Source organism: Saccharibacter sp. 17.LH.SD, from assembly GCF_009834805.1.
GTDB lineage: Bacteria > Pseudomonadota > Alphaproteobacteria > Acetobacterales > Acetobacteraceae > Saccharibacter.
In genome coordinates, this window is the sequence record NZ_WVHO01000012.1 from 95,218 (window position 1) to 115,861 (window position 20,644).

Genomic DNA, 20,644 nt, shown 5'->3' on the forward strand with positions numbered 1-20,644 from the left:
ATATTAAAGCTGAGTTTTATAGAGAAGTTGGATCAGCTAGTCAAACGCCCGTACCCTAGAAGCAAGGTTGGACAATATAACGTATGAAAACGCTCCATAAGATTAAGCGCCTTCATCAGATACTTATTCTCGATGATCATGGTCCTTCATTATCAATACCAAGATTTATAGAAAGAAATATCGAATCAGCTAGAAACGTATATTCGTCTGCTGAGTATAAATTATGGAGAAATGATGAGATACGTGGTCTTATAGAAGAAAATTTTGGAGATGATGTTCTTTATTCTTATGACCTACTTTCCCCTTATTCTTATAAAGCTGACCTTGCAAAATATGTTATTCTTTACTTGTTCGGAGGATTATACATTGATCTTGGTATAGATGTTGCGAGAGAGTGGAAGATCCCTACGAGTAAGGGTATAGCTGCATGTCGTGATGTATCTTTTACGTCTCCTAGTTGGGCTGCTATTCAGGCTGGATTTTTGTGGGCGTTACCTAAACGACGAGAGTTCGAAATTGCTATCCAGTATATAGTGGAAAATTGTAAATCTAGGTTTTACGGTGAAAATCCCTTGTATCCTACGGGAGCAGTTTTACTGGGGCGTTCTTTTGTTGCTGCACTCGTAGAGAAGGGACAGGATATCGCGGCTGATGACCAGTATGTTGGTAGTTGTCGTAGCGTTACCCCTGATTCTGTTGTGCTTAATGTGTCTTACGTTTCTAAAAACGGGGACGTTATTGCCTTCCGCAACCAAAAAATTGGAGGTGATTCACTGCACCCGGGGATTGAAGGAAGTAATAATTACAACAGAATGTGGGAAAGAAGAGTAGTTTACGGCGAAAAAGCGAGCCAATGGAATGCAGATGATTGTCTTCTGCATGTTTCGTCGCCTGTTTCAAAGTCCCCGGAGGGTATTAGTGCGCCTGAAGGATACAATGGTCTATTAAGTCACGGTCCTTATGCTTGTTTAAGTATAGGGGGATACAGGCTGCGTGTTAAGTTCCGGCCAGGAACGTCGTTTAGAAAAATAAAAATTGATATTATGGCAAATTATCAAAAAGAACATCTAGCATCGAAGGTGTTTACGCCTAATGAGATAGATCATGATAGCAGTGTTGATCTGTTCTTTGTGCTTGATAGTCCCAAGGAGAAGGTAGAGTTTCTCGTAAGAACGGAGGAAGGATTTAGGGGAGCGATCTCAAAATTTGAACTTGAACCAATTTACTTCCGAGAGTGGATGTTTTCTGACCCTGCACTTCGGACAGAAATCGGATTTAAAAAAGACGGTGGTATCTCAACAAACCCATGGCAAAAGGGTAGGCTTGTTTACGGCCCATATATCTCTTTACCCAAGGGCTATTATAGACTCCTTATTGAATTTTCTCCGGGAACTTATTTTGCAAGCGCTGTCATTCAAATTGCAACGGGTGATCTGCATAAGACGATCCAGAGTTTGAACTTAAAGAGGGCAACTATGAAAAAGGGTCTTATCGAAACGGCCTTTACCCTTGATCAGAATGAAGAGAATGTCGAGTTTCGACTATGTGTGAATCGATTCTTCGTAGGTAGCTTCGTAAGCTACAAAATTTTCTCCCAGTAAGAAAGCAAGTAAAAATATCATGAAAGAATTCCATAAGATAAGTTGGCTTCATCAGGTGTTTATCGTTGATAATTTTCAGGTTCCTGACAAGTTACCTGAAAACCTTGAGCGTAATGCACAGCTTGCCCGCGACTTATATCCGGATGCCAAATATAAGATATGGGGGGGAGAAGAGTTACGATATTTTATTGGCGATAAATTAGGAACGGAAGTTCTTACGGCATTTGATACCCTTGCTCCGTATTCATACAAATGTGATCTCGCACGTTATTGTTTGATGTATGTATATGGTGGGATTTATTTTGATCTTGCTATCAAGTTGTTGAATCCTTGGAATATTCCGCGGCGTTATGGTGTCGCGGCTTTCATGGAGAACTACGACGGTATGGAATGTTGGGTGTGTACCCAAACCACTCCATTATGGTCACTTCCTGGTCGTCCAGAATGGCAAATTGCCATTGATAATGTTGTAGCGAATACTCAGAATCGTTTTTACGGTCCTCACGACCATTATCCGACTGCTGGTGCATTATTAGGGCGGAGTTTTGCCGCTTCTATGGCCCTTAAAGGTCAGTCGACGGAGGCGGACGATCAATATTTGGGAGAAGTAAGATATATTACTCCTGAACGTCAGCCACAGAATGTCGTTTATGTTTCTCCAGATAAGGTCTTAGTCGGTCAACGTAACAAGCTTAAGGCTGGAGACGTGACCGAGCTTGGAATGACAGGGACGAACAACTATTGCGATATGTGGAGAGCTAAGCAAGCTTACGGGGAAGAGGATCATATATGGCTGCCTAGCGATCATAATATCGTTATCGATGAGGTTGGAATTTTAACGGAATCGGGAATTGTTGTAGCCCATGGTGAAAAAGGCCGTGTTATGTATGGACCTTTTGTAAGTCTTAAGGCCGGGCAGTACAAATTGATATTTGAATTTGATAACAATACAACTTTTAAAAACTTACTAGTTGATATTTCATCAGGTTATGGAAGTGATACTGTAGCTCATCATGAAATAAAGAAAGATGAAAAGGTTGCAACCCATGAGCATGCAGTGTTTTTTAGTTTAGAGCGAGATGTTCGTGATGTTGAATTCCGAGTAAATGTATTTGGTGATTTTGAAGGAACTATTAGTCGAATTTGTCTGAAGAAAGTAGAAGAAATTTTTTGGTTAGCAAAAGATAAAGATTTTACTGTGGACGAGGTTGGTGAAAAAACAAAACAAGGTATTACAATACGGGAAGGCCAATCTGGTCGCGTGATGTATGGACCATTTATTAAACTTCCTCGTGGGCAATATAAATTAATACTTGGATTTAGTGAGAATACTGTTTTCAGAGATCTTTTTCTAGATGTTTCGACAAATTGGGGATCAGATGTTGTTGCTGAGTTCAATAGAACGCATCATACACGTAATATTCGTGATGAAGAATGTTTTGTATTCAAATTGTTGAATGACGAGGATTGTGTTGAATTTAGGATGACTGTTTATGGAGATTTTGAAGGAACCCTGCGAGATATTCGCCTAGTTAATATGGGAGCCTTACTTATCCCCTATACGGATCCGAGAATTCAGTTAATTGATGTACATCGCACAAGCGGGGGCATCGTTATTAATAAATCTCATCAAGGGCGTGTCGTATACGGACCTTATATTTCACTCTCTCCAGGAAAATATGAAGTAGAAGCTGTTTTTTCTGATGATAGTGATTGTCGTGGAATAACTTTGGATGTTTGTAGTAACAGTGGTGACCTTTCGATAGAAAAAAATACACCTAAAGATAAAACAAAAACGATTAAGTGTAATTTTGTGTTATCGGAGGAGGTATCTGATGTGGAGTTTAGATTAGAAACAAAGGGGAAATATAGTTCAACATTTGAATATTTTATTATTAGCACTCCTGATGTTGAAGGAGAGGTTAATAAAACTCCTGCAATACCGTCTATAATTAATTCTGAATTAGATGAGAGCTTTTTAAAAAAAATTAAGCGGAAGTTTTTCTAAACTCTCTTGGATATTAGTAATTCTTTCTGGAACTCCTTATCCGCCTTTTTAGGCGGATAAGGAGTTTTTTTGATTTTTGTAAGAAAAAAGGATATGTGAGGCTTAGAAAGAGTTAAAATTACCTTATTTCTTATGGAAATATGTTTGAGAGATGATAAGTTGACTATATTTCGAATATGTTATGATATTAGGAAGATATAATCTTCTTTCCGAAGATTTCAATTTTTTGGTAGTGAAGGAATTCTTCAAGAGCTAGAGATCTGATACGAATCTCTCGAGCTTCTAGCTTTGTTTTGGCTCTCCAAATGAATGGAAAGCCATCAATTCCACCGAATAATTTATTGTCAGTTTTTTCGAAGATTTTTACCCAAACGCCAGCTTCTAATATCTCAATTGCGAATTGTAATCCACGTTCGGAATTGTTATCAATCCTATTATAGATTCTTATCTCCTTTATTTCACAAATAGATTTTAAATCTATTTTCCACCAAGGATTATCTTCCAATGCAGTATGAAAAGCGTAAAACTCTGGAATATAATTCTCGACTGCACGAGCAGAATCGTCTTGAGTCGTTTTTTCAGTTGAATATGCACAGATTGAACTTTGGTCTGTAGGACAATTTAGAGCTAAATCAATACAATCAACAGGTGGAGGAACAAGATAGGCATTTTCTACTCTCACGTGAGCACGCTTCATAGACGCTTCATAGCTCCATTCTCTTTCATCAATTCCATATCTTGCTAAGATGGGCTCCAGAGTAGTCGTTACGCGTTTTTTAGTGAAGGGTTTAGAAAAATCTAAGAAAACCTCAAGGAGAAGAGAAAGATAGTTTATAGCATGACCTTTTTTCAAATATGAAGCAACAAGGTGAGCTGAGCCTTTTACCATTAAGACGGGGTAACCTTGTAAAGAATATAGCCCCGCATGGGCAGCATCTTGCCATTGTCGTGTACCATATAAAAGGACTGAGTTCTTTCGGGATTTTTCATTTTCTGAGTCAAAAGTCCAGTAGAGTGGAGGAGTCTCGTTATTCCAACCAGATGCAAATTGATTAAAAGGATAGGAAAAGCTATACAATGGAGAGAAGGCTAGGGTGCGATCTACTTTGTTAGAAAAACGTGGAAAAATGAGAGCCCCTGATCCCCCCATAGATTCTCCGAGGACAGCGACTTTTTTATATGGTTCAATTAGTTCTGCAACCTTCGCGAACATGTCTGGTGTCTCGGGTTGACAAAACCAAGAGGGCTCGCTGTCACGGATAAATAACATGGATATATTATATTTTTTTAGAGATCCTTTAAACTCCTCAATGGGGCCACCTATGCGAGAACCGGCAGAGGCGAAAATGACCACAATCCTCCTAGGGTCGTTGGTATAATGGGAAATCACATAGCGACCGATATGAGTAATGGTCATGGTTTCAGTGTCGTGAATCATAGATAGTCTTTTTTAAACGCAGCAGGTTGACTGACTAAAGTAGGTTAATATCATATGCTTAACTTTCCAAATCAAAAACACGCTTTTCTAAAAAACGATGCCATATAGTTTTATATACCGGTAAATAGCGAGACTATTTCTAGATTTCGCTCTATAATACCAGGGGCTGTTGCAAAAAAGAAATATATAGTAACTTGCTAATCTTCATTTTTCAGAAGTGGGAACGATAGGCGCTTTTTCAATATTTTAGAAATATGGGATGATGACGTCCTTATAACGGGTTTTTCAACGAAATCCCCAAATATTTCAATCTTCTGGAAGTGCATATACTTATAACGTAGAAGTTTAACGCGAAGCCCCTCTGAAATAATTACTTCAGATAATTTTAGAACAAAAGGAGTTCCGTCTATTCCACCAAAAAAGGACATGTCATTCTTACGATAAATCTCCCGCCAATCTCCATTAGTCATTAATTCGATACAAAATTGCAAACCACGTGTTGATGTACCATAATCATCGATTCTATTGTAGATACGAACTTCCTGAACTTTCGCAGGTCCAGAAAACTTTATAGACCACCAAGGCTCTTCTTCTGCATCTGTGTGGAATCCAAAAGCATTCTCAAGACTGTCATTGATAGCACCTGCGGCATCAATAGTTGTAACAGATGATTTTGACCATGGCGATACTGAACTTTGATCAGGTGTGCCATTCAGAGTGAGTGATACGCCAGTCGGCGGGGGAGGTAATAGTATAGGACTATAACCTTTTTTTAAAAAAGTCTCTCTTTCGCGGATAGCAGCAAAACCCTGCACCTGACAAATAGGGGAATCGGAAATGATACCTTCCAATATCATCCTGACTTCACTTCTTGTGAACTGAACGTCAAAATTCAAAAAGGCTGCTAAAAGAGCTTTAAGTTTGTTGCCATGTTTCACATCCGGCTGGGTCTTGAGAAAATAGCCTACCAGGTGCCCGCATTCTAACAGATAATTTACACTATATCCTTCTGCGGCATACATTGCTACATGAGGCATGTCGCGCCACTCTGAAATTCCACATAGAATTTGGACACGGTCCCTAGAAAGATTAGAAGTAAATGTCCAAAAATTACTGAATTCATAGTTTTCATGAGCATGTTGAAAGCGTTCATCGAATTGAATGAATGGCTTTGATACGCTGTACTGGGGAGCAAAAGCTAGAACGCGAGTTATTCCATCAAAGAATTTGCTGAAAATTAAACTACCAGATGCCCCCATAGACTCGCCCAGGACGGCGACATTTTCATATCGTGATGCAAGAGACGCTACAAACTTAAACATCTCGTTAGTTTCAGGGCGATTAAACCAGGTTGGTGTTGGATCAAGAATAAATATCATCGAAATATTAAATGACTTAAGGGTATTTTTGAACTCTTCTATAGGTTGCCCCATTCCATCTCTTCCAGCGGAAGCGAAAACGATTACTACATTGTTTTCATTAGATCGATGATGGGTAACCGTGTAGCTACCAACAGAATTGACTTCAGGCATGCAAAATCATCTCAACAAAAATTATTATTTTTCCATGGTATCATATACAGAAAGACAAGAAAACTATTTTCAATGATTATTTGTTAAAATTATTATGGAGTAGAGATGTGATAAGAATCATTATCTACGTTTCATGACAATTATGGGGGTAATGATTAGCAAAGAAAGAAAAGCGTGGCCAGTTTATGCGTTTCTGGTGTTTTGTTTAGATTTAAATATAGGAGAATATTTGGTTTATGAATTACATTTTTAATGGAGTATTTGTGTATGATTTTATAAAAAGAGGAATCAAGGAAATCATCGCCATAAAAATCCAGAATGTTGCCCATGATGTGTGCAAAATAATAAAAGGTGAAATAGCTGGTGTAATGAATGAAGCACCCAATACGGCTATTCCCATTAATGAGAGTGCTGTTCCGGCTATGGTGCTTCCGCCTAACTTAGAAATGACGCCATAAGCGAGCCCTTGCCATGAAAGTGATGTGATGCCTGCTAGAATGAAGGCTAGACAAGCGAGGGGTGAATTTTCTTTTGTTAAAATGACCATAAATATTAAGAAGGTAGAATTGATTGTACCCATAATTAATATGATACTGGTCGGATTGGTTAAAGAGAATTTTTTGCCAAGATAAATTCTAAAAAAGGCTCCTAACACTAAAATTAGAGGTACAATTATATCGATCTTTATAAAAGAAATACTTTTCTGTAGAATGATAGTCTCCTTTCCAAAAACAAGAATGGATATTTGTGTTGATGTAAGACAGAATGACGTAATAAGAATTTGTATAATTTTCTTATTTTTTAAACAAGAAAAGAAATTTTCAAATAATAGATTATTTTTTCTGTATATCGTCTCCTCTTTCTCGACGAAGAATATGACAAAAATTATGCAGAGGAAGAATAGAAAAGAACATAATAAGAAAGTGTTTTTATCGCCAGCGTTGTGAAATAGAGAAGGGAAATAAAGTGAGCCAATAACGCCTCCAATTGGCACGGAAGTTTGTCGAATACTCATCGCAAATATTTGCTCACCCGGGGGAAAAGCACTCATAATGGAGCGACCAGATGAAGAATTTATACTTGCTCCAAAGACCCCAATAGATAAAAAAGTGAGTGAAATGAGAACATTTATATCGGAACCAACAACGTAACTACGAATAAAAGAAAAGAGTAATAGAGAGATAACTAAGCCGGATAATCCTAATAACAGCACAGGCTTATCACCAAATTTATCCGACATCATTCCCCAAGGAATTTCTGAAAGGATAACGCCAAGAGAAAGAAAGCTTAATTGGATCCCGATATCATAAAGAGAAATCCCATATATGTGACGAAGATTATATTCCGATACGACGATACCAGTATATAAAAACGAGAATACTATTTGTGATGTTGTTCCCGTTAATAACGTAAGCCATTTTGTAACAGTGTTGTTTTTGGGTGAGTGACTAAATGGCCTCATTTTGTATCTTTGGAGGAAAAACGGTTGCTGTAATGACGAGCGAGAACCGTGCAGACAAAAAGTTGAATTTGGTGGAAGAGCATCAGTGGGAGAACGACAATCCCAGCGCCCCCAGGGAAAATGACACTAGCCATGGGGACACCTGTTGCGAGTGATTTTTTTGACCCACAAAATTGGAGTGAAATGTCGTTTTCTTTACTAAACCCAAGAAAACGACCCCATAGGGCGGAGAGAGTCAATACGGTGGTTAATAACGTTATATCGAGAGCGGCGACGACCAAAAGCTCGCTAAGAGGAATGCGCTTCCACAATCCTTGAAGGACAGCAGCACTGAAAGCGGCATAAACCAGAATAATAATGGAACCGCGATCCGTAAATGAAATGAGTATTTTGTGCTTTTTAACAATAGGGCCGAGCCATTTTTGCAGCAATTGTCCTGCGATAAAGGGAAGAAGAAGCTCTCGGCTTACATCAATAATGGTACCAAGACTTGAGTTGCTGCCATCATGACGATGTAGGATGAGGGAGCTAAGTAAAGGAGTAAACAGAATACCGAGAATATTGGAGACGGTGGCAGCACAAATGGAGGCAGGGACGTTTCCTTGCGCAATGGATGTTAGGGCAATGGATGATTGTACTGTGGAAGGAAGGCAGCAAAGAAATAAGATACCTGTCCAAAGCTCGGGTTTTAAGAGGCCATGGGGGAAAATTGCTTGGCAGATTTCGTAAAATGCCAGGCCGAGGAGAGGAAATAATAGGAAGCTAATGGCCAGAGTACTTCCTTGAAGACGCCAGTCTTGCATACTTTCTACAATAGCTTGCCGTTGCAATTTTGCGCCCTGAAAGAAAAACATCAAGGCGACTAAAAGGGATGTGAGGCGTGACAACCAAGGTTGAAAAGAAGGAGGGCAAGGTAAAAACGATGCCAAAATGACAGCACTAATCAGGGAGAGTAAAAAAGGATCTAGGCGTTTCATGATCATTATCCTGAAGAGAAATGCTGATAATAAGAGAGCTCTTGCAAAAGGAACGTAACTATAGTCACATTCTGGCATTATCAGTAAAAAACGTGAAGGTCATATGTCGATAAACCGCCGGACGGCTTTGGGGTCTTTTCTTGCGGCGGGCGCCTTATTGGCACGCGCACAGGGAGCAACAACGCATCAGGATTCTGCGCCTGAGCAGCCTAATAACTCTCATAGTGAGCCGGGAAATAATCCCAATGTGGCTTCGGGTCCCGTGGCGGCGACCCAGCAAGATATTATGTATCGGCCAAGTATTCACTTTACACCGCCCAGTGGCTTTATGAATGATCCTAATGGGCTCATTTTTGATGGATATTATTACCATCTTTATTATCAGTACAACCCTTTTGCGCCGTATGCGGGGCATGTGCATTGGGGGCATGCGGTAAGCACGGATTTATATCATTGGCAGGATATGCCCATTGCTATTAGGGAAACGGAGGCAGGTGAGGCCTATAGTGGCTGTGCTATTCTGGATAGAGACAATGTTTCTGGTCTCTTCCCGCCGCGCAAACCTGCAAAACCTCGTTCTGAAGAAACAAAAACAGCAGCGCAAAAAGTGACGCAGGAATTGTCGTCAGCGTTAGGGAAAAAGCAGGACGATACGATTATGGCGGTAGAGCAGGAAATTTTGGGAAAGGGACGTGATTCATCGTCTGAAGATTTTTTGGGCGTATCGGATTCTCTTCTTTCTAACCCGGTTTCTCCAGAAACGGCGTCATCTCCTTTGTCGCATATGGCAGGGGGGCTTGTTGCTCTTTACACACGGGCGACTCCCCATCGTCAAACCCAATATGTCGCTTGGAGCCCTGATGGAGGGCAACATTTTATTGATTATGCGAAAAACCCTGTCCTGGATATCGGCCATAATTCGTTTCGAGATCCAAAGGTATTATGGCATGCACCTACTGAAAAATGGGTAATGGTCGTGGTGCGGGCGCGTGATCATAAAGTTTCTTTTTACGGGTCCTTTGACCTTCTTCATTGGATGCATTTGAGTGATTTCGGCCCCGCTGGTGTTTTTGGGGTGGATTATGAGTGCCCAGCTCTTGTGGAGTTGCCCGTAGATGGTGGGACATCAGACGAAACACGCTGGGTGCTCTTTGTGTCAGTGAATCCTGGAGGGCCGCAGGGGGGAAGTATTACACAATATTTTGTTGGCCACTTTGATGGTGAACGTTTTGAACCGGAAGATACCGTCGTTGGGCTGACAGACTTTGCAAAAGATAGTTACGCCTTACAAACCTATGAAAATATGCCGGGTGGGGTGAAAACGTATTTTGCGTGGCTCAATAATTGGCAGTATTGCGAGGAAGTTCCCAATAAGAAATGGCGTGGGACGATGACCATCCCGCGTCAAATCACCTTACGACGTGATGAAGCGGGATGGTTACGTTTAGTACAAAATCCCTATAAGTTGGAAATGCTCCGCGAACGCCAAATTCCATTCAGAATAACGCGGTTATTGCCGCAAGAAAGCGCTCAAGTTGCCATTCCAACGTTTCAGGCGATTGAATTGTTTGTCGATGCCTCGATAGAGGATCGTGGAAGTGCTTTACCAGATGGAGATCAGGGGCGGTCTGGGCGCTTTGTCATTGTCTTTTCTAACCGACAGGGAGAGAGCTTAAGCATTGGGTTTGATGCTTTTTCAAGTCAATTATGGCTAGATCGTAGTAGCCTACATGGTTTCGCGCATCCTTTCTTCACAGGCAGCTTTTCGTCTCCCTTGGTGCCAGGAAGTCGTCGTTTCACCTTAAGGGTTGTATTGGATGCGAGTACGTTAGAGATTTTCGCAAATGATGGCATGTCAGTTGGCACCGCACTTGTGTATCCGAGCCATCCTTTAGAGGTGGTAGATATCCAAGTGACGAACGCAGCAGCAACGCTCCATCATCTTGCTTTATATGTGTTGAAACCGACGATGAATCGTTCGTAGCAGGGGTATATGTCGTTTGACTCGGGAGGTTCTTACCACAATAGGGCGATAAGAAGCTTCCCGAGTGGGACGATTAATTAGATAACGGCAAGAGAGACTTTACTGCGAGGCGGTGGGAAAGCGCGGTCGAGTTCCGTTAGATCCTCTTGAGTTAATGTTATCTCCAAAGCCGCTATGTTTTGTTCCTGGTGGCTTGGAGTTGAGGCTTTGGGGATAGAGATAATATTGGGTGAGCGTAACGTCCAGGCGAGTGCAATTTGTGCAGGTGTTGCTGGGCCAAGATGCGTTTTATGGCGTTGAGCAATACTCACCAGGGTAGGGTGTTGTAGAAGTTCACTCTCACCTTGTCCAATTGGGCAATAGGCCATGGTTGCAACATGATGGCGTGCATTATGTTCTTGCAGATCGAATTCTGTACCACGGTAAAGAAGACTGTAGAGAATCTGATTAGCCACAGCGTTCTGACTGCATCTCTCAAGTTCTTCCATATCCCTGACATCAAAGTTGGAAACACCCCACCCAAGGATGAGACCTTCCTTCTCGAGTGCTTTAAAAGCACGGACCGTTTCCGAAAGGGGTACATCGCCTCGCCAGTGAAGAAGATAAAGGTCGAGGTGGCTTGTGTTTAAGGCGCGTAGAGAACGCTTACAGGCTTCGATTGTGTCGTCATAACGAGAGTGATGAGGCAGCACTTTACTGACAACGAAAGCATCATCGCGACGCCCACGAATCGCTTCCCCAACAACGCTTTCAGACCGTCCATTGCCGTACATTTCGGCGGTATCAATGAGACGAAGACCGTTATCAAGTCCAACTTGAAGGCTGCGTATCTCATCGGTCCGACGAGAGGTCGTTTCTCCCATCAACCATGAGCCCATCCCAAGCCTTGGGATGGTGGTACCATTACGAAGAGTAATGGTTGGCAAGGGTGAGGTCACCATGAGTGTACTCCTTACATCTGGACCATGAAGAGATGAATCTCTCTATGTGTCGCTGATGTAGAAAAACCCAGACAGAGGCAACACGCAAGCCCTGTGGCACACCCAAGCAATCAAATAAAGAATATAAGGAGAAATAAATGGTGCCCAAGGGCGGGATCGAACCACCGACACTGCGATTTTCAGTCGCATGCTCTACCAACTGAGCTACTTGGGCACCGAAGCAGATGTAATAACACCTGCTGCGTGGAGGGGTGTAGCCTATGATCTGAAGGTGATCAACCCTTTTTGAAAGATTTTCTTATTATCGTGCTGTCATGCGTCATCATCTAAGGGGGTATGGTGTGATGGCACTTCTTCTTTTTCGTTGTCCTGCCTGAAGGATGGGACGCGATAATGGCCCTGAAACCATCGTCCTAAGTCGATATTAGCACAATGTTGTGAGCAGAATGGACGGAACTCTGGTGAGGTAGGCTTCTGGCAAATGGGGCAACTCATGATAGGCTCCAAGGGGTAAAAGCAATTTCTGGTGGTGTTGCGCGTAGGTGAAGAGGCTTGCCATAGGCTAATGTGAATTCTTTCAGCGCAATAGGGTCTTTTTCCAGAGCGTGGAGAAAAGACGGGGGAGCGTTAAGTGTGCTTCCTTGGCGGTTTTCACGAAGAATATCTCTAAGAATAGTCAGCGCCTGACCGTGAGAGGAGGTTAAAAGCTCATGGAGGGGTGGGCGCCTTCGTGGTCGTGTAAGCTCTAGTAAACCAGATGGTGTGATCCCCATTACTTTCGGCGGTACAGGGTCATTTTCATTGTCTACGGCTTTGCGCAGGAATGGAACCAGGGCTGGTCGTTTGTGGCTTCTGACGCCTGCTGGATCAATGAGGATCGTGCCGGATAAATTGCGCAAGCGGATTTGACGGAGCAATAAAGGGAAGCAGGCAACGTTGGCAGCAAAATCGGGGTGTGATGACGTGTCAAGATCAATGGCTGTTAGAGACGGTGTTGGCGTAATATGAGCCGTGAAGGTTCCTAATGAACATTTTGGCTGTGCCAGTTCATCCCATTCATTCTCTAGAAAGCTGTCGAAGCTTTTTGTAACACGGCGGATACGTCGCTTTAGTGCATGAGGCATATTCTGGGTGATGGCCATATCATCAATCAGCAATGGGGCTTCTGAAGCTTGTTTAGCCAGATCTTCCAGTGGTGAGGGGCCTCGGCGAAAAAGAGAAGGGAGTTGTATTGATGAAAAATTATCTGGAGGTGTTATTGGTTTAAGGCGCACCCCTTTCCCGTTTTGAGCGGCTCGTATGATTTGAGCGCAGAGGAGGCTTCCTTCAGGTTCCTTTTTGCGCGTTGTTAAAAAACCTTCCTCCCCATGGAGGAGCTGTACAAAAGCTCCACCCAATTCGGTGAAATGGCGTATTATTCTTACAGCGTGGATATCCCCCCAGCCATCGGGGTTTCCGGGGCGCCATAAGGCAATGTCAATAAGACGATCTTGGTCAAGGAGGGCCGCACGAACTTCTCCTGGAGAACCGGACAGTCTTATTTCCATGGTCTAAGGGACCCAGCCCATTCCAGCAGGACAGGGCTGCCCGCGTAAAAGTTGTGTTGTTTCAAAAAGTGGAAGCCCGATGATTCCAGAAGCACTACCACCAATCTGGCGAATATAAGCGGCGGCGGCTCCTTGTAGGGCATAGCCCCCAGCTTTCCCATTCCAATCGCCGTTCTCAATGAGGGCGTCGATATGTTGCGGTGTGAGGCGATTGAAGATTACATAGCTTTCCACAATTCTTTCATTGCTATGCCCTTCGGGCCATGCCGCACTGGGACGGCAGGACACAGCAGTATAAACTTTATGCCGTCGTCCTGAAAGAAGGGTTAAGCAATAACGAGCCGTCGCTTCATCTTCTGCTTTAGGTAAAATCCGACGACCGAGAGCGACAACAGTATCGCTGCCAATGACAAGTGCAGCGTCGGCTAAGCGTGAAGCAATTGTTTCTGCTTTACTGCGTGCGAGACGAAGCGCGTGAAGGCGCGGCAGTTCATTGGGGTGGGGCGTTTCATCTATATCAGCGGGCTGAACAGAATCAGGACTCAGACCAATTTGAGCAAGAAGCTCCAAACGGCGTGGAGAAGCAGATGCTAAGACTAACGCGGGGCGTGTCGTTACAGACGAGGAAGTAACCATTGAAGGCTATGTCCGCTTATTTAAAGCGGAAGGTGATGCGGCCTTTGGTGAGGTCGTAAGGGGTCATTTCAACGTTAACGCGATCTCCTGCGAGGACACGAATACGGTTTTTGCGCATTTTGCCGCTCGTATGGGCAAGGATGGTGTGCTCATTGTCGAGGGTAACGCGGAACATGGCGTTTGGAAGAAGTTCGGTGACAGTACCAGTGAACTCAATAAGATCTTCTTTAGGCATGGACGTCCTTGGCCATAAGGAGGTTAAGGGAGCATGTGATCAATGGGGATCATAATCCATGACACCCTGAAGACACATGAAGCCGCATTATGGTCGATCATCGTTAGGAAACGCAAGTCGATTGACTGAAAAACAGCCTAATGGTGCGCTTTTTTACCCTTTAAAGCGTTTTGGGATGCTTTGTGTGTGGAATTGCAGGGAGGAGCGCTTTTGCTTGCCAACAATACCAGGTGAGAATGGACCGGGATGGTGAGAAAGAGAGTGTTGCAAGACGCAATTTTTTTGGAGAAAGTCGTTCAGGCATAGAGTGAAGGCGACGCCATCCTTCTTGAACGCCAAAGTCTCCAGCAGGGAAAATATCGGGGCGGTGAAGTGTGAAAATGAGCATCATTTCAACGGTCCATCGTCCGACGCCTTTGATGGTTGTTAATTGAGAAATGAGAGCTTCGTCATCGTGCTTTTGAGCCTCTTCTAGAGAGGGAATAATCCCTTCTTGTCGAGATTTTGCAATCTCACGAAGGGTATTCATTTTCGCAAAGGATAATCCACACGTTCGGAGTTCCGTGTCAGAGAAGAGAAGTAATTTTTCGGGCGAGGGTGGGGTTAGGTTTTCTGAAGGGGAAAGGGAGCAGAGGCGCGCGAAGATACGCTCTGCCGCGGCATTATGAAGCTGTTGCCCTGTAACGGCGCGGATAAGGGCAGTGTAAAGCGATTGTTGAGAGGAGGATGTTAGGCGGCACGGGCCTATTTTCTCCATAAAGGCTGTAAGAGCAGGGTCTTTGTAGAAAGCATCGGGAAGTGGAGGCATGGGAAAGAGAGTCGATCTGTTGATTCCAGGGCACAGGAGAGGGGTTATTGGTAATCAAGGTGATGACAATCCCTCCAGTTCTGGGGCACAAGGAAGGGGCCATGTCATCACTATTGTTGTGTCCCTTTTCTCCTATACGGGGTGTACGCCTGTGACGCTATCGGATGTTGGACAACAACAGCGCCGAGAGCGGTTAAATGACTATGTCGAATCTTCGTTTCGACTAGAGGGAACGCGGACGCCTATGGTGCGTCCTCAAACGCTGGTTGACATGCCGCTAATAGGCCCAGTGTTGCTGTCGTTTTTGGTGCATATTATTATCTTAGGGTGGGTTGCCTATCAATCTCCCGAGAAGAGTGGTGTATCTCAGGGGGCTTCTCAGCCGCAGGTTGAAATGGTTTTTGATGCTCCTCCAACACAGCACAGCCTCAGGGGACAACGTTCTCGTGATGATGGTGGTGGATCATCGTCTCCTGCAAAATCTTCATCAGAATCCTCTCCAACACCGGTTGTCCCAACGCCGGAACAACCGTCTTCCCCGCCGGTTGTTAGATCGCCCTCTGGAGAATTGGCCGATACATCGCAAGATACGAAAAACCTAACCCCTGCGACGCCTAAACACCATAAGAGGAGAAGGGCAGCGCCAGCGCATCATATGACGCGACGGCAAATGGACAATAATCCATTTGCTCACCCGATGGATCTTTCCTTTAGCGGACAGCCCTCACCACATCCGCGTCATCGGGGGCGTCGTGGGGGTAATCATGGTGCATTTGACCTTTCGATGGGGCCATTGAGTATGAATGGTCAGATCAATGCCCCTTATCAAACACGTAATAGTGTCAAAGGGGTGAGCTCTGATTATGGAGAAGAGATTGACCGTTGGATTCGTAACCACATGTTTTATCCGGAAGAGGCGCGTAATGCGGGGGAAGATGGCCCTTCTTCCGTTCATGTTGTGATTGATCGCAGTGGGCGTGTGAAATCCGTTCGTTTGACGGGTCAGTCGGGTTCCTATTCATTAGATACGGCAACGGTTGGTTTGTTCCAGGGCGTTCAATTGCCTCCGGTTCCACCAGACATGGCTGGGGACCATTTTGACCTAGATGTCACGATTAATTACATCTTGCTGCAGCAATGATGTCTAGTTTTAGAGCCCTTATCTTTAACATGTTAGTTTAGTACAGGATGGTCATGCGTTTTTGCCGTGCCCTGTTTTGTGTTGTCCCGCTTTTGGGATTGTCGGGATGCCTTGGCGTATCTCATCCTTTTGCTGATCCGGGAAAAACGGCACGGCAGCTGACACAAGATAATCTTCCACCGCCACGTTTGTCTGTGCCTGTGTTGGTGTCAAAGAAGTCTCCTTGGTATTCGGCAAGTGCTTTGTGGGCAAAGGATATGGTGATTGCTTTATTGGGCCAGTCCGTTCCTGCTGTGACGCAAAATCCAAAGCCAGGAGATTGGTGGATACGATTGGGTGCTGTGAAAGTCGGTGATGATGGAGTGAAACCGCGGTACTCCATTGTTGGCCCAGATGGTCATGTGCATGCGCGTGGTTATGGAGCAGTCATTGATCGTGCTGGTTGGTTGGCGGCAGACCCGGCAGCCCTCAATACGGTTGCGTTGCAAATGGCTCCAGAAATTGCCCAGATGTTAACGGGTATTCAGGCACAAGCCTTGATGGATGACCCACATAGTTTGATGAATCGTTCGGCCAAAGTGTATTTTGCAGGGGTTCAGGGAGCCCCTGGAAGCGGGAATCAAGAGCTCGGCCGGGCCTTTTATACGCTGTTTCCAGATACGCGGAATACTATTCAGACAACGCCAACAGGAGCCGATTATACGGTACGTGCTGAGGTCTCTATTAAAGATTTACCTGACAATGCGAAGCATCATGTAGCCTCAACTCAGCAACAAGTGATGATTATTTGGCATGTTTTGACGGCGCAAAATCAAGAGGCGGGGGCAGCGACACAAATTCATGCAGTGCCTGCGCACTCGTTAGATACAACATGGGGAGATACTGCGGGAGCTGCAGCGCAAGAGGCCGCGGGTGCTGTAAGAACGATTATTACAAATTATTCTGGCCGAGATCATAAACCATTGCCACAAGCTATGAAGGGCTCTGATAATGACAATGATCAAAATGAGATGTCAGGTAACGGATTGTAGTGAAAGCCGTGAGTAGAAAGTCATGACAGGAAGCAGTCATGCTGATAGAAGGAGAGTGCTCTTTCGCCAGTCTGTGAGAATGCCTGATTATGAAGATCGTCGCCTGTAATAGTAATGTGCCATTGGCTCAAGCCGTAGCCAGGGAAATTGGGCTTCCACTGTGTAAAACGTCTATTCGACGTTTTGCTGATGGAGAGGTTTTTGTTGAAGTTCAGGAAAATGTTCGGGGTGAAGACATGTTCGTCATCCAGAGCACCTGTACGCCGACGAATGACCATTTGATGGAACTGCTGGTTGTGTTGGATGCATTACGCCGTGGATCGGCACGACGCATTACGGCGGTTATGCCTTATTTTGGCTATGCGCGTCAGGACCGGAAGTCCGGGCCTCGTACGCCTATTAGTGCAAAATTGGTTGCTAATCTTCTAACGGAAGCAGGTGCAAGCCGTATCTTAACTATGGATTTGCATGCGATGCAGATTCAGGGGTTTTTTGATATTCCAACGGACAATCTTTATGCGGCTCCGCTTTTTGTGCGTGATTTATTAACACGTCACGCTGGGCGTGACCTGATGGTTGTGTCTCCAGACGTTGGGGGGGTGGTGAGGGCCCGTCAGTTAGCACGTCGTCTTAATGTTGATCTTGCGATCATTGATAAGCGTCGTGAACGGGCGGGCGTATCTGAGGTGATGAATGTCATTGGTGATGTAAAAGATCGCTATTGTGTCCTCGTTGACGATATTATTGATAGTGGTGGATCACTGTGTAATGCGGCTGAAGCCCTCATGAAGTATGGGGCCGCCGGTGTGGAAGCCTATGTGACGCATGGTGTGTTGACAGGGAAAGCCTGTGAGCGTGTTGTGAATAGCCCGATTAAAATGCTGACGTTAACCGATAGCATCCCGCCGACAGAAGAATTGATAAAGGCCCCTAATATTCGTCAAATTACGACAGCCAATTTGTTAGCGCGTGCTATTCGTGCGGTCTCTGATGAAAGTTCTGTATCAACGTTATTTGATTGATCGGGAGTTGCTTTTCTAATTGCATGAAAAAGAGAGGTTTTTCTGGTGACTCAGCTTCTTTTACGCCCTTATTTGTTTTTACGTCATGGTGAGACAGATTGGAATGCGCAGCATCTGTCACAGGGACGTACAGATATTCCCTTAAATGCTAAGGGTGTTACGCAAGCCGAAGCTGCTGGAGAGCTCCTTGCCTCTCTTTTCGAACAGGGGAAGTCGCCTTTTACACATATTGTTGCCTCTCCTTTAAAGCGTGCCTGGGTTACCGCAGAACATGTGCGTGATGTCGTGCATAAAAAAACAGGTTTGTTGCTGCCATTAATTGCGGATGAAGCGTTGCAAGAGGTCTCTTTTGGTGTGCAAGAAGGTCAACCAATGGGGGATTGGTATCTTCCTTGGATTGATGGAAAATTTGTTCCTCAAGGAGGCGAAGCGTTCCTTGAGTTGCGGCAGAGGGCTGTTCAGGCTGTTAATCGCGCTCATGATCAAGGGGAAGGGAACCCATTGATTGTTGCTCATGGAGCGTTATTTCGAGCATTGCGTCAGGCTATGGGGCTTGAGGTGAATGTGCGTCTCGCAAATGCTGTACCTGTGCATATTTCACATCAAGATGGTGTGTGGGAAATAGAGAAAATGTCCCATACATAATAAAGTTTACGCACATCTCTTTTAATGAAGAGATGTGGTGACATTGACTGGCGAAAGGCTGCACGTCTTTTGAACGAGACGCGAAGCTTTTTACCAGGGCACCAGTGTGTTTGAGAGATATTTTGCTTTTTGGGGCGACACGCCTAAGTCGTCTCGGTGCCACCATCCTCCCCCGAGAGATTGAAACAATCCAACAGTATCAGAGAAACGAGCTGTTTCGTCCTGCGCAACGGAAAGTTGGTCTTGTATGACAGAAAGTCGCGCTTGAATGAGATCAATTTGACTATTGTCACCAAAACGATGTTGCGCTTGAGCGATGCGCAAGGATGCTTCTGCTGCATCTAAACCATTTTGGTCTGCCATAAGGGTGTCGCTATCAAATTGGACCGCATGGAGGCTGTCTGCAACATCTCCAATCGCACTAATAACGGTTGATTTATAATATTCATTTGCTTGTAAGAGGTTATCCCGTGCTTCTCTTTGAGCATGGAGCAGTGAACCACCTTGGAAAATTGGTTGTGTGACGGTAGCTGCGATTTCCCAGTTTCCATATCCGGGTTTAAAGAACTCGCTCATATGGCCTACAGCTTGCCCTGGGAGAGCGCTGAGCTGCACATTGGGGAGGCGGTTTGCAATAGCAATGCCGACTTGGGCTGCTGCTGCTTTGATTTGGGCACGGGCTGCTTGAATATCAGGGCGATGTTCTAGGAGAGCAGATGGAAGAGAAACGGGGAGTTTTTCCGGAAGGGTAAAATCTTTCAACTCGAAGATAGGAAGGTCTTCGTTGGGGGGAACACCAACAAGGACCGCGATTTGGTCTCGTGTTTGAGCCAGTTGGTTTTTAAGAGGAGGGAGATCAGCCTCAATTTGAGCTAGGGCATCGCGTTGTATGAGTGTGCTTTGGCGAGAGAGGTCACCAAGTCCATTTTGTTTTTTTTGGATAGCAAGAACTTGTCGTTGTTCTGCAATTTGCGCTTCTTTTGCATGGATTTGAGCACGAACCCCGGCCTCTATAATCGTTGCATTAACGAGGTTAGAGATCATTGTGAGGGCCGTGGCTTCAAGCTGAGCTTGTTGAATGTCAGCTTGGGCGCTGGCTGCTTTGATAGCATTACGCGTGCCACCCCAGAGATCCGGAACGTAACCGATATTCAGCTGTGCCGTATGTAAATTATAGAGCCATTCATTGCTGTTGGGGACGGGAGAAAGAGTTTTGGATGTTTTGTTACGTGATGGGATAAACTGAGCTGAAATACTGGGATATAGGGCAGCACCTTCAACACGCCTTTGTTCCCATGAAGCTTTAAGGCCAGCCTGCATAGCTTTAAGGGATTGGTTGTTTGCTAAAGCTTCTTCAACAAGACGGTTTAGCTTCGGATTTTGAAAAACTTCCCACCATTGTCCTGAAACATCCATCCCATTAACAAAAAATTGCTTTCGGAGGATCGAATTGCCTGTGTTTCGACCAGATGTTTGTGTGAAGGGAGTAGCATTATAATCAGCATGCTTTGGCAGCGCCGGTGCTTTATCTTTTGGACCAACCATGCACCCCCCCAAACTTCCGAGAAGGAGGGAGACAGCAACGCCATTCAAGCGAGAGAATAATTTAGAGGAAGAAGAGAGCGCGTAAACCATA

The 20,644-nt window shown here is 44.5% G+C and carries 18 protein-coding genes and 1 tRNA gene; 7 read left to right on the forward strand and 12 right to left on the reverse strand.

Going from position 1 to position 20,644, the window contains the following annotated elements; all coding sequences use genetic code 11:
• Nucleotides 1-83: 83 nt before the first annotated feature.
• Together GS501_RS09050 and GS501_RS09055 are read left to right on the forward strand one after the other, a co-directional pair.
• Nucleotides 84-1,601 (forward strand): glycosyltransferase, encoded by a 1,518-nt coding sequence (locus GS501_RS09050; protein ID WP_160831541.1) that lies wholly within the window; start codon nt 84-86, stop codon nt 1,599-1,601.
• A gap of 19 nt (nt 1,602-1,620) precedes the next feature.
• A complete protein-coding gene (locus GS501_RS09055) occupies nt 1,621-3,609 on the forward strand; it encodes a glycosyltransferase (RefSeq protein ID WP_160831542.1) in 1,989 nt (662 codons plus the stop codon).
• 187 nt (nt 3,610-3,796) lie between these two features.
• Here GS501_RS09055 and GS501_RS09060 read toward each other — a convergent pair whose 3' ends face one another.
• The 4 genes from GS501_RS09060 to GS501_RS09075 all read right to left on the reverse strand — a co-directional run bounded on the left by GS501_RS09060 (nt 3,797) and on the right by GS501_RS09075 (nt 9,018).
• Nucleotides 3,797-5,047: a discoidin domain-containing protein gene (locus tag GS501_RS09060; protein WP_160831543.1), complete on the reverse strand. Its 1,251-nt coding sequence runs from the start codon at nt 5,045-5,047 to the stop codon at nt 3,797-3,799.
• 197 nt (nt 5,048-5,244) lie between these two features.
• On the reverse strand, nt 5,245-6,579 hold the full coding sequence (locus GS501_RS09065) for a hypothetical protein (RefSeq protein ID WP_160831544.1): 1,335 nt from the start codon (nt 6,577-6,579) through the stop codon (nt 5,245-5,247).
• Between the two features lie 241 nt (nt 6,580-6,820).
• Nucleotides 6,821-8,041: an MFS transporter gene (locus GS501_RS09070; RefSeq protein WP_160831545.1), complete on the reverse strand. Its 1,221-nt coding sequence runs from the start codon at nt 8,039-8,041 to the stop codon at nt 6,821-6,823.
• Nucleotides 8,038-9,018, reverse strand: coding sequence for a bile acid:sodium symporter family protein (locus GS501_RS09075; RefSeq protein WP_160831546.1), 981 nt, complete (start codon nt 9,016-9,018; stop codon nt 8,038-8,040). The genes GS501_RS09070 and GS501_RS09075 overlap by 4 nt, the downstream gene beginning before the upstream one ends.
• 103 nt (nt 9,019-9,121) lie before the next feature.
• Between GS501_RS09075 and GS501_RS09080 the strand changes: the two genes are divergently transcribed.
• On the forward strand, nt 9,122-11,002 hold the full coding sequence (locus tag GS501_RS09080; protein WP_160831547.1) for a glycoside hydrolase family 32 protein: 1,881 nt from the start codon (nt 9,122-9,124) through the stop codon (nt 11,000-11,002).
• Between the two features lie 77 nt (nt 11,003-11,079).
• Here GS501_RS09080 and GS501_RS09085 read toward each other — a convergent pair whose 3' ends face one another.
• From GS501_RS09085 to GS501_RS09115, 7 genes are all read right to left on the reverse strand, one after another.
• Nucleotides 11,080-11,943, reverse strand: a complete 864-nt coding sequence (locus tag GS501_RS09085; RefSeq protein WP_202405391.1) for an aldo/keto reductase — start codon at nt 11,941-11,943, stop codon at nt 11,080-11,082.
• 138 nt (nt 11,944-12,081) lie between these two features.
• Nucleotides 12,082-12,157: transfer RNA gene (locus GS501_RS09090), tRNA-Phe, on the reverse strand.
• A gap of 98 nt (nt 12,158-12,255) precedes the next feature.
• On the reverse strand, nt 12,256-12,438 hold the full coding sequence (locus tag GS501_RS09095; RefSeq protein WP_160831548.1) for a DNA gyrase inhibitor YacG: 183 nt from the start codon (nt 12,436-12,438) through the stop codon (nt 12,256-12,258).
• Entirely contained in the window at nt 12,435-13,490 is a 1,056-nt protein-coding gene (locus GS501_RS09100; protein ID WP_160831549.1) for a ribonuclease E/G, read from the reverse strand. The genes GS501_RS09095 and GS501_RS09100 overlap by 4 nt, the downstream gene beginning before the upstream one ends.
• Nucleotides 13,491-13,493: 3 nt before the next feature.
• Nucleotides 13,494-14,126, reverse strand: coding sequence for a nucleoside triphosphate pyrophosphatase (locus GS501_RS09105; RefSeq protein WP_160831550.1), 633 nt, complete (start codon nt 14,124-14,126; stop codon nt 13,494-13,496).
• Nucleotides 14,127-14,142: 16 nt separating this feature from the next.
• Nucleotides 14,143-14,361, reverse strand: a complete 219-nt coding sequence (gene infA / locus GS501_RS09110) for a translation initiation factor IF-1 (protein ID WP_160831551.1) — start codon at nt 14,359-14,361, stop codon at nt 14,143-14,145.
• Between the two features lie 160 nt (nt 14,362-14,521).
• Nucleotides 14,522-15,169 carry a DNA-3-methyladenine glycosylase gene (locus GS501_RS09115; protein WP_160831552.1) on the reverse strand — a complete coding sequence of 216 codons (648 nt, stop codon included), beginning with the start codon at nt 15,167-15,169 and terminating at the stop codon, nt 14,522-14,524.
• On the opposite strand from GS501_RS09115, the gene GS501_RS09120 reads away from it, so the two are divergent.
• The 4 genes from GS501_RS09120 to GS501_RS09135 all read left to right on the forward strand — a co-directional run bounded on the left by GS501_RS09120 (nt 15,168) and on the right by GS501_RS09135 (nt 19,008).
• The gene (locus tag GS501_RS09120; protein WP_160831553.1) at nt 15,168-16,310 is read left to right on the forward strand and encodes an energy transducer TonB; all 1,143 of its coding nucleotides are present in this window, start codon (nt 15,168-15,170) and stop codon (nt 16,308-16,310) included. The two genes, GS501_RS09115 and GS501_RS09120, sit on opposite strands and share 2 nt — an antisense overlap.
• Nucleotides 16,311-16,363: 53 nt before the next feature.
• Nucleotides 16,364-17,341, forward strand: coding sequence for a hypothetical protein (locus GS501_RS09125; protein ID WP_160831554.1), 978 nt, complete (start codon nt 16,364-16,366; stop codon nt 17,339-17,341).
• Nucleotides 17,342-17,430: 89 nt separating this feature from the next.
• Nucleotides 17,431-18,363: a ribose-phosphate pyrophosphokinase gene (locus GS501_RS09130; RefSeq protein ID WP_160831555.1), complete on the forward strand. Its 933-nt coding sequence runs from the start codon at nt 17,431-17,433 to the stop codon at nt 18,361-18,363.
• A 45-nt stretch (nt 18,364-18,408) separates the two neighbouring features.
• Nucleotides 18,409-19,008, forward strand: a complete 600-nt coding sequence (locus GS501_RS09135; protein ID WP_160831556.1) for a histidine phosphatase family protein — start codon at nt 18,409-18,411, stop codon at nt 19,006-19,008.
• 90 nt (nt 19,009-19,098) lie between these two features.
• Here the strand turns inward: GS501_RS09135 and GS501_RS09140 are convergent, their stop codons facing one another.
• The gene (locus GS501_RS09140) at nt 19,099-20,643 is read right to left on the reverse strand and encodes an efflux transporter outer membrane subunit (protein ID WP_160831557.1); all 1,545 of its coding nucleotides are present in this window, start codon (nt 20,641-20,643) and stop codon (nt 19,099-19,101) included.
• Between the last annotated feature and the right edge of the window lies 1 nt (nt 20,644).

Excerpts from the sequence above, each read along its gene's own strand:
- GS501_RS09120 (WP_160831553.1), top strand. The coding sequence starts at position 15,168 with ATGGGAAAGAGAGTCGATCTGTTGATTCCAGGGCACAGGAGAGGGGTT.
- GS501_RS09140 (WP_160831557.1), bottom strand. The coding sequence starts at position 20,643 with ATGGTTTACGCGCTCTCTTCTTCCTCTAAATTATTCTCTCGCTTGAAT.
- GS501_RS09075 (WP_160831546.1), bottom strand. The coding sequence starts at position 9,018 with ATGAAACGCCTAGATCCTTTTTTACTCTCCCTGATTAGTGCTGTCATT.
- GS501_RS09065 (WP_160831544.1), bottom strand. The coding sequence starts at position 6,579 with ATGCCTGAAGTCAATTCTGTTGGTAGCTACACGGTTACCCATCATCGA.
- GS501_RS09050 (WP_160831541.1), top strand. The coding sequence starts at position 84 with ATGAAAACGCTCCATAAGATTAAGCGCCTTCATCAGATACTTATTCTC.
- GS501_RS09105 (WP_160831550.1), bottom strand. The coding sequence starts at position 14,126 with ATGGTTACTTCCTCGTCTGTAACGACACGCCCCGCGTTAGTCTTAGCA.
- GS501_RS09055 (WP_160831542.1), top strand. The coding sequence starts at position 1,621 with ATGAAAGAATTCCATAAGATAAGTTGGCTTCATCAGGTGTTTATCGTT.
- GS501_RS09100 (WP_160831549.1), bottom strand. The coding sequence starts at position 13,490 with ATGGAAATAAGACTGTCCGGTTCTCCAGGAGAAGTTCGTGCGGCCCTC.
- GS501_RS09115 (WP_160831552.1), bottom strand. The coding sequence starts at position 15,169 with ATGCCTCCACTTCCCGATGCTTTCTACAAAGACCCTGCTCTTACAGCC.
- GS501_RS09070 (WP_160831545.1), bottom strand. The coding sequence starts at position 8,041 with ATGAGGCCATTTAGTCACTCACCCAAAAACAACACTGTTACAAAATGG.
- GS501_RS09095 (WP_160831548.1), bottom strand. The coding sequence starts at position 12,438 with ATGAGTTGCCCCATTTGCCAGAAGCCTACCTCACCAGAGTTCCGTCCA.
- GS501_RS09085 (WP_202405391.1), bottom strand. The coding sequence starts at position 11,943 with ATGGTGACCTCACCCTTGCCAACCATTACTCTTCGTAATGGTACCACC.
- GS501_RS09125 (WP_160831554.1), top strand. The coding sequence starts at position 16,364 with ATGCGTTTTTGCCGTGCCCTGTTTTGTGTTGTCCCGCTTTTGGGATTG.
- GS501_RS09080 (WP_160831547.1), top strand. The coding sequence starts at position 9,122 with ATGTCGATAAACCGCCGGACGGCTTTGGGGTCTTTTCTTGCGGCGGGC.
- infA (WP_160831551.1), bottom strand. The coding sequence starts at position 14,361 with ATGCCTAAAGAAGATCTTATTGAGTTCACTGGTACTGTCACCGAACTT.
- GS501_RS09060 (WP_160831543.1), bottom strand. The coding sequence starts at position 5,047 with ATGATTCACGACACTGAAACCATGACCATTACTCATATCGGTCGCTAT.
- GS501_RS09130 (WP_160831555.1), top strand. The coding sequence starts at position 17,431 with ATGAAGATCGTCGCCTGTAATAGTAATGTGCCATTGGCTCAAGCCGTA.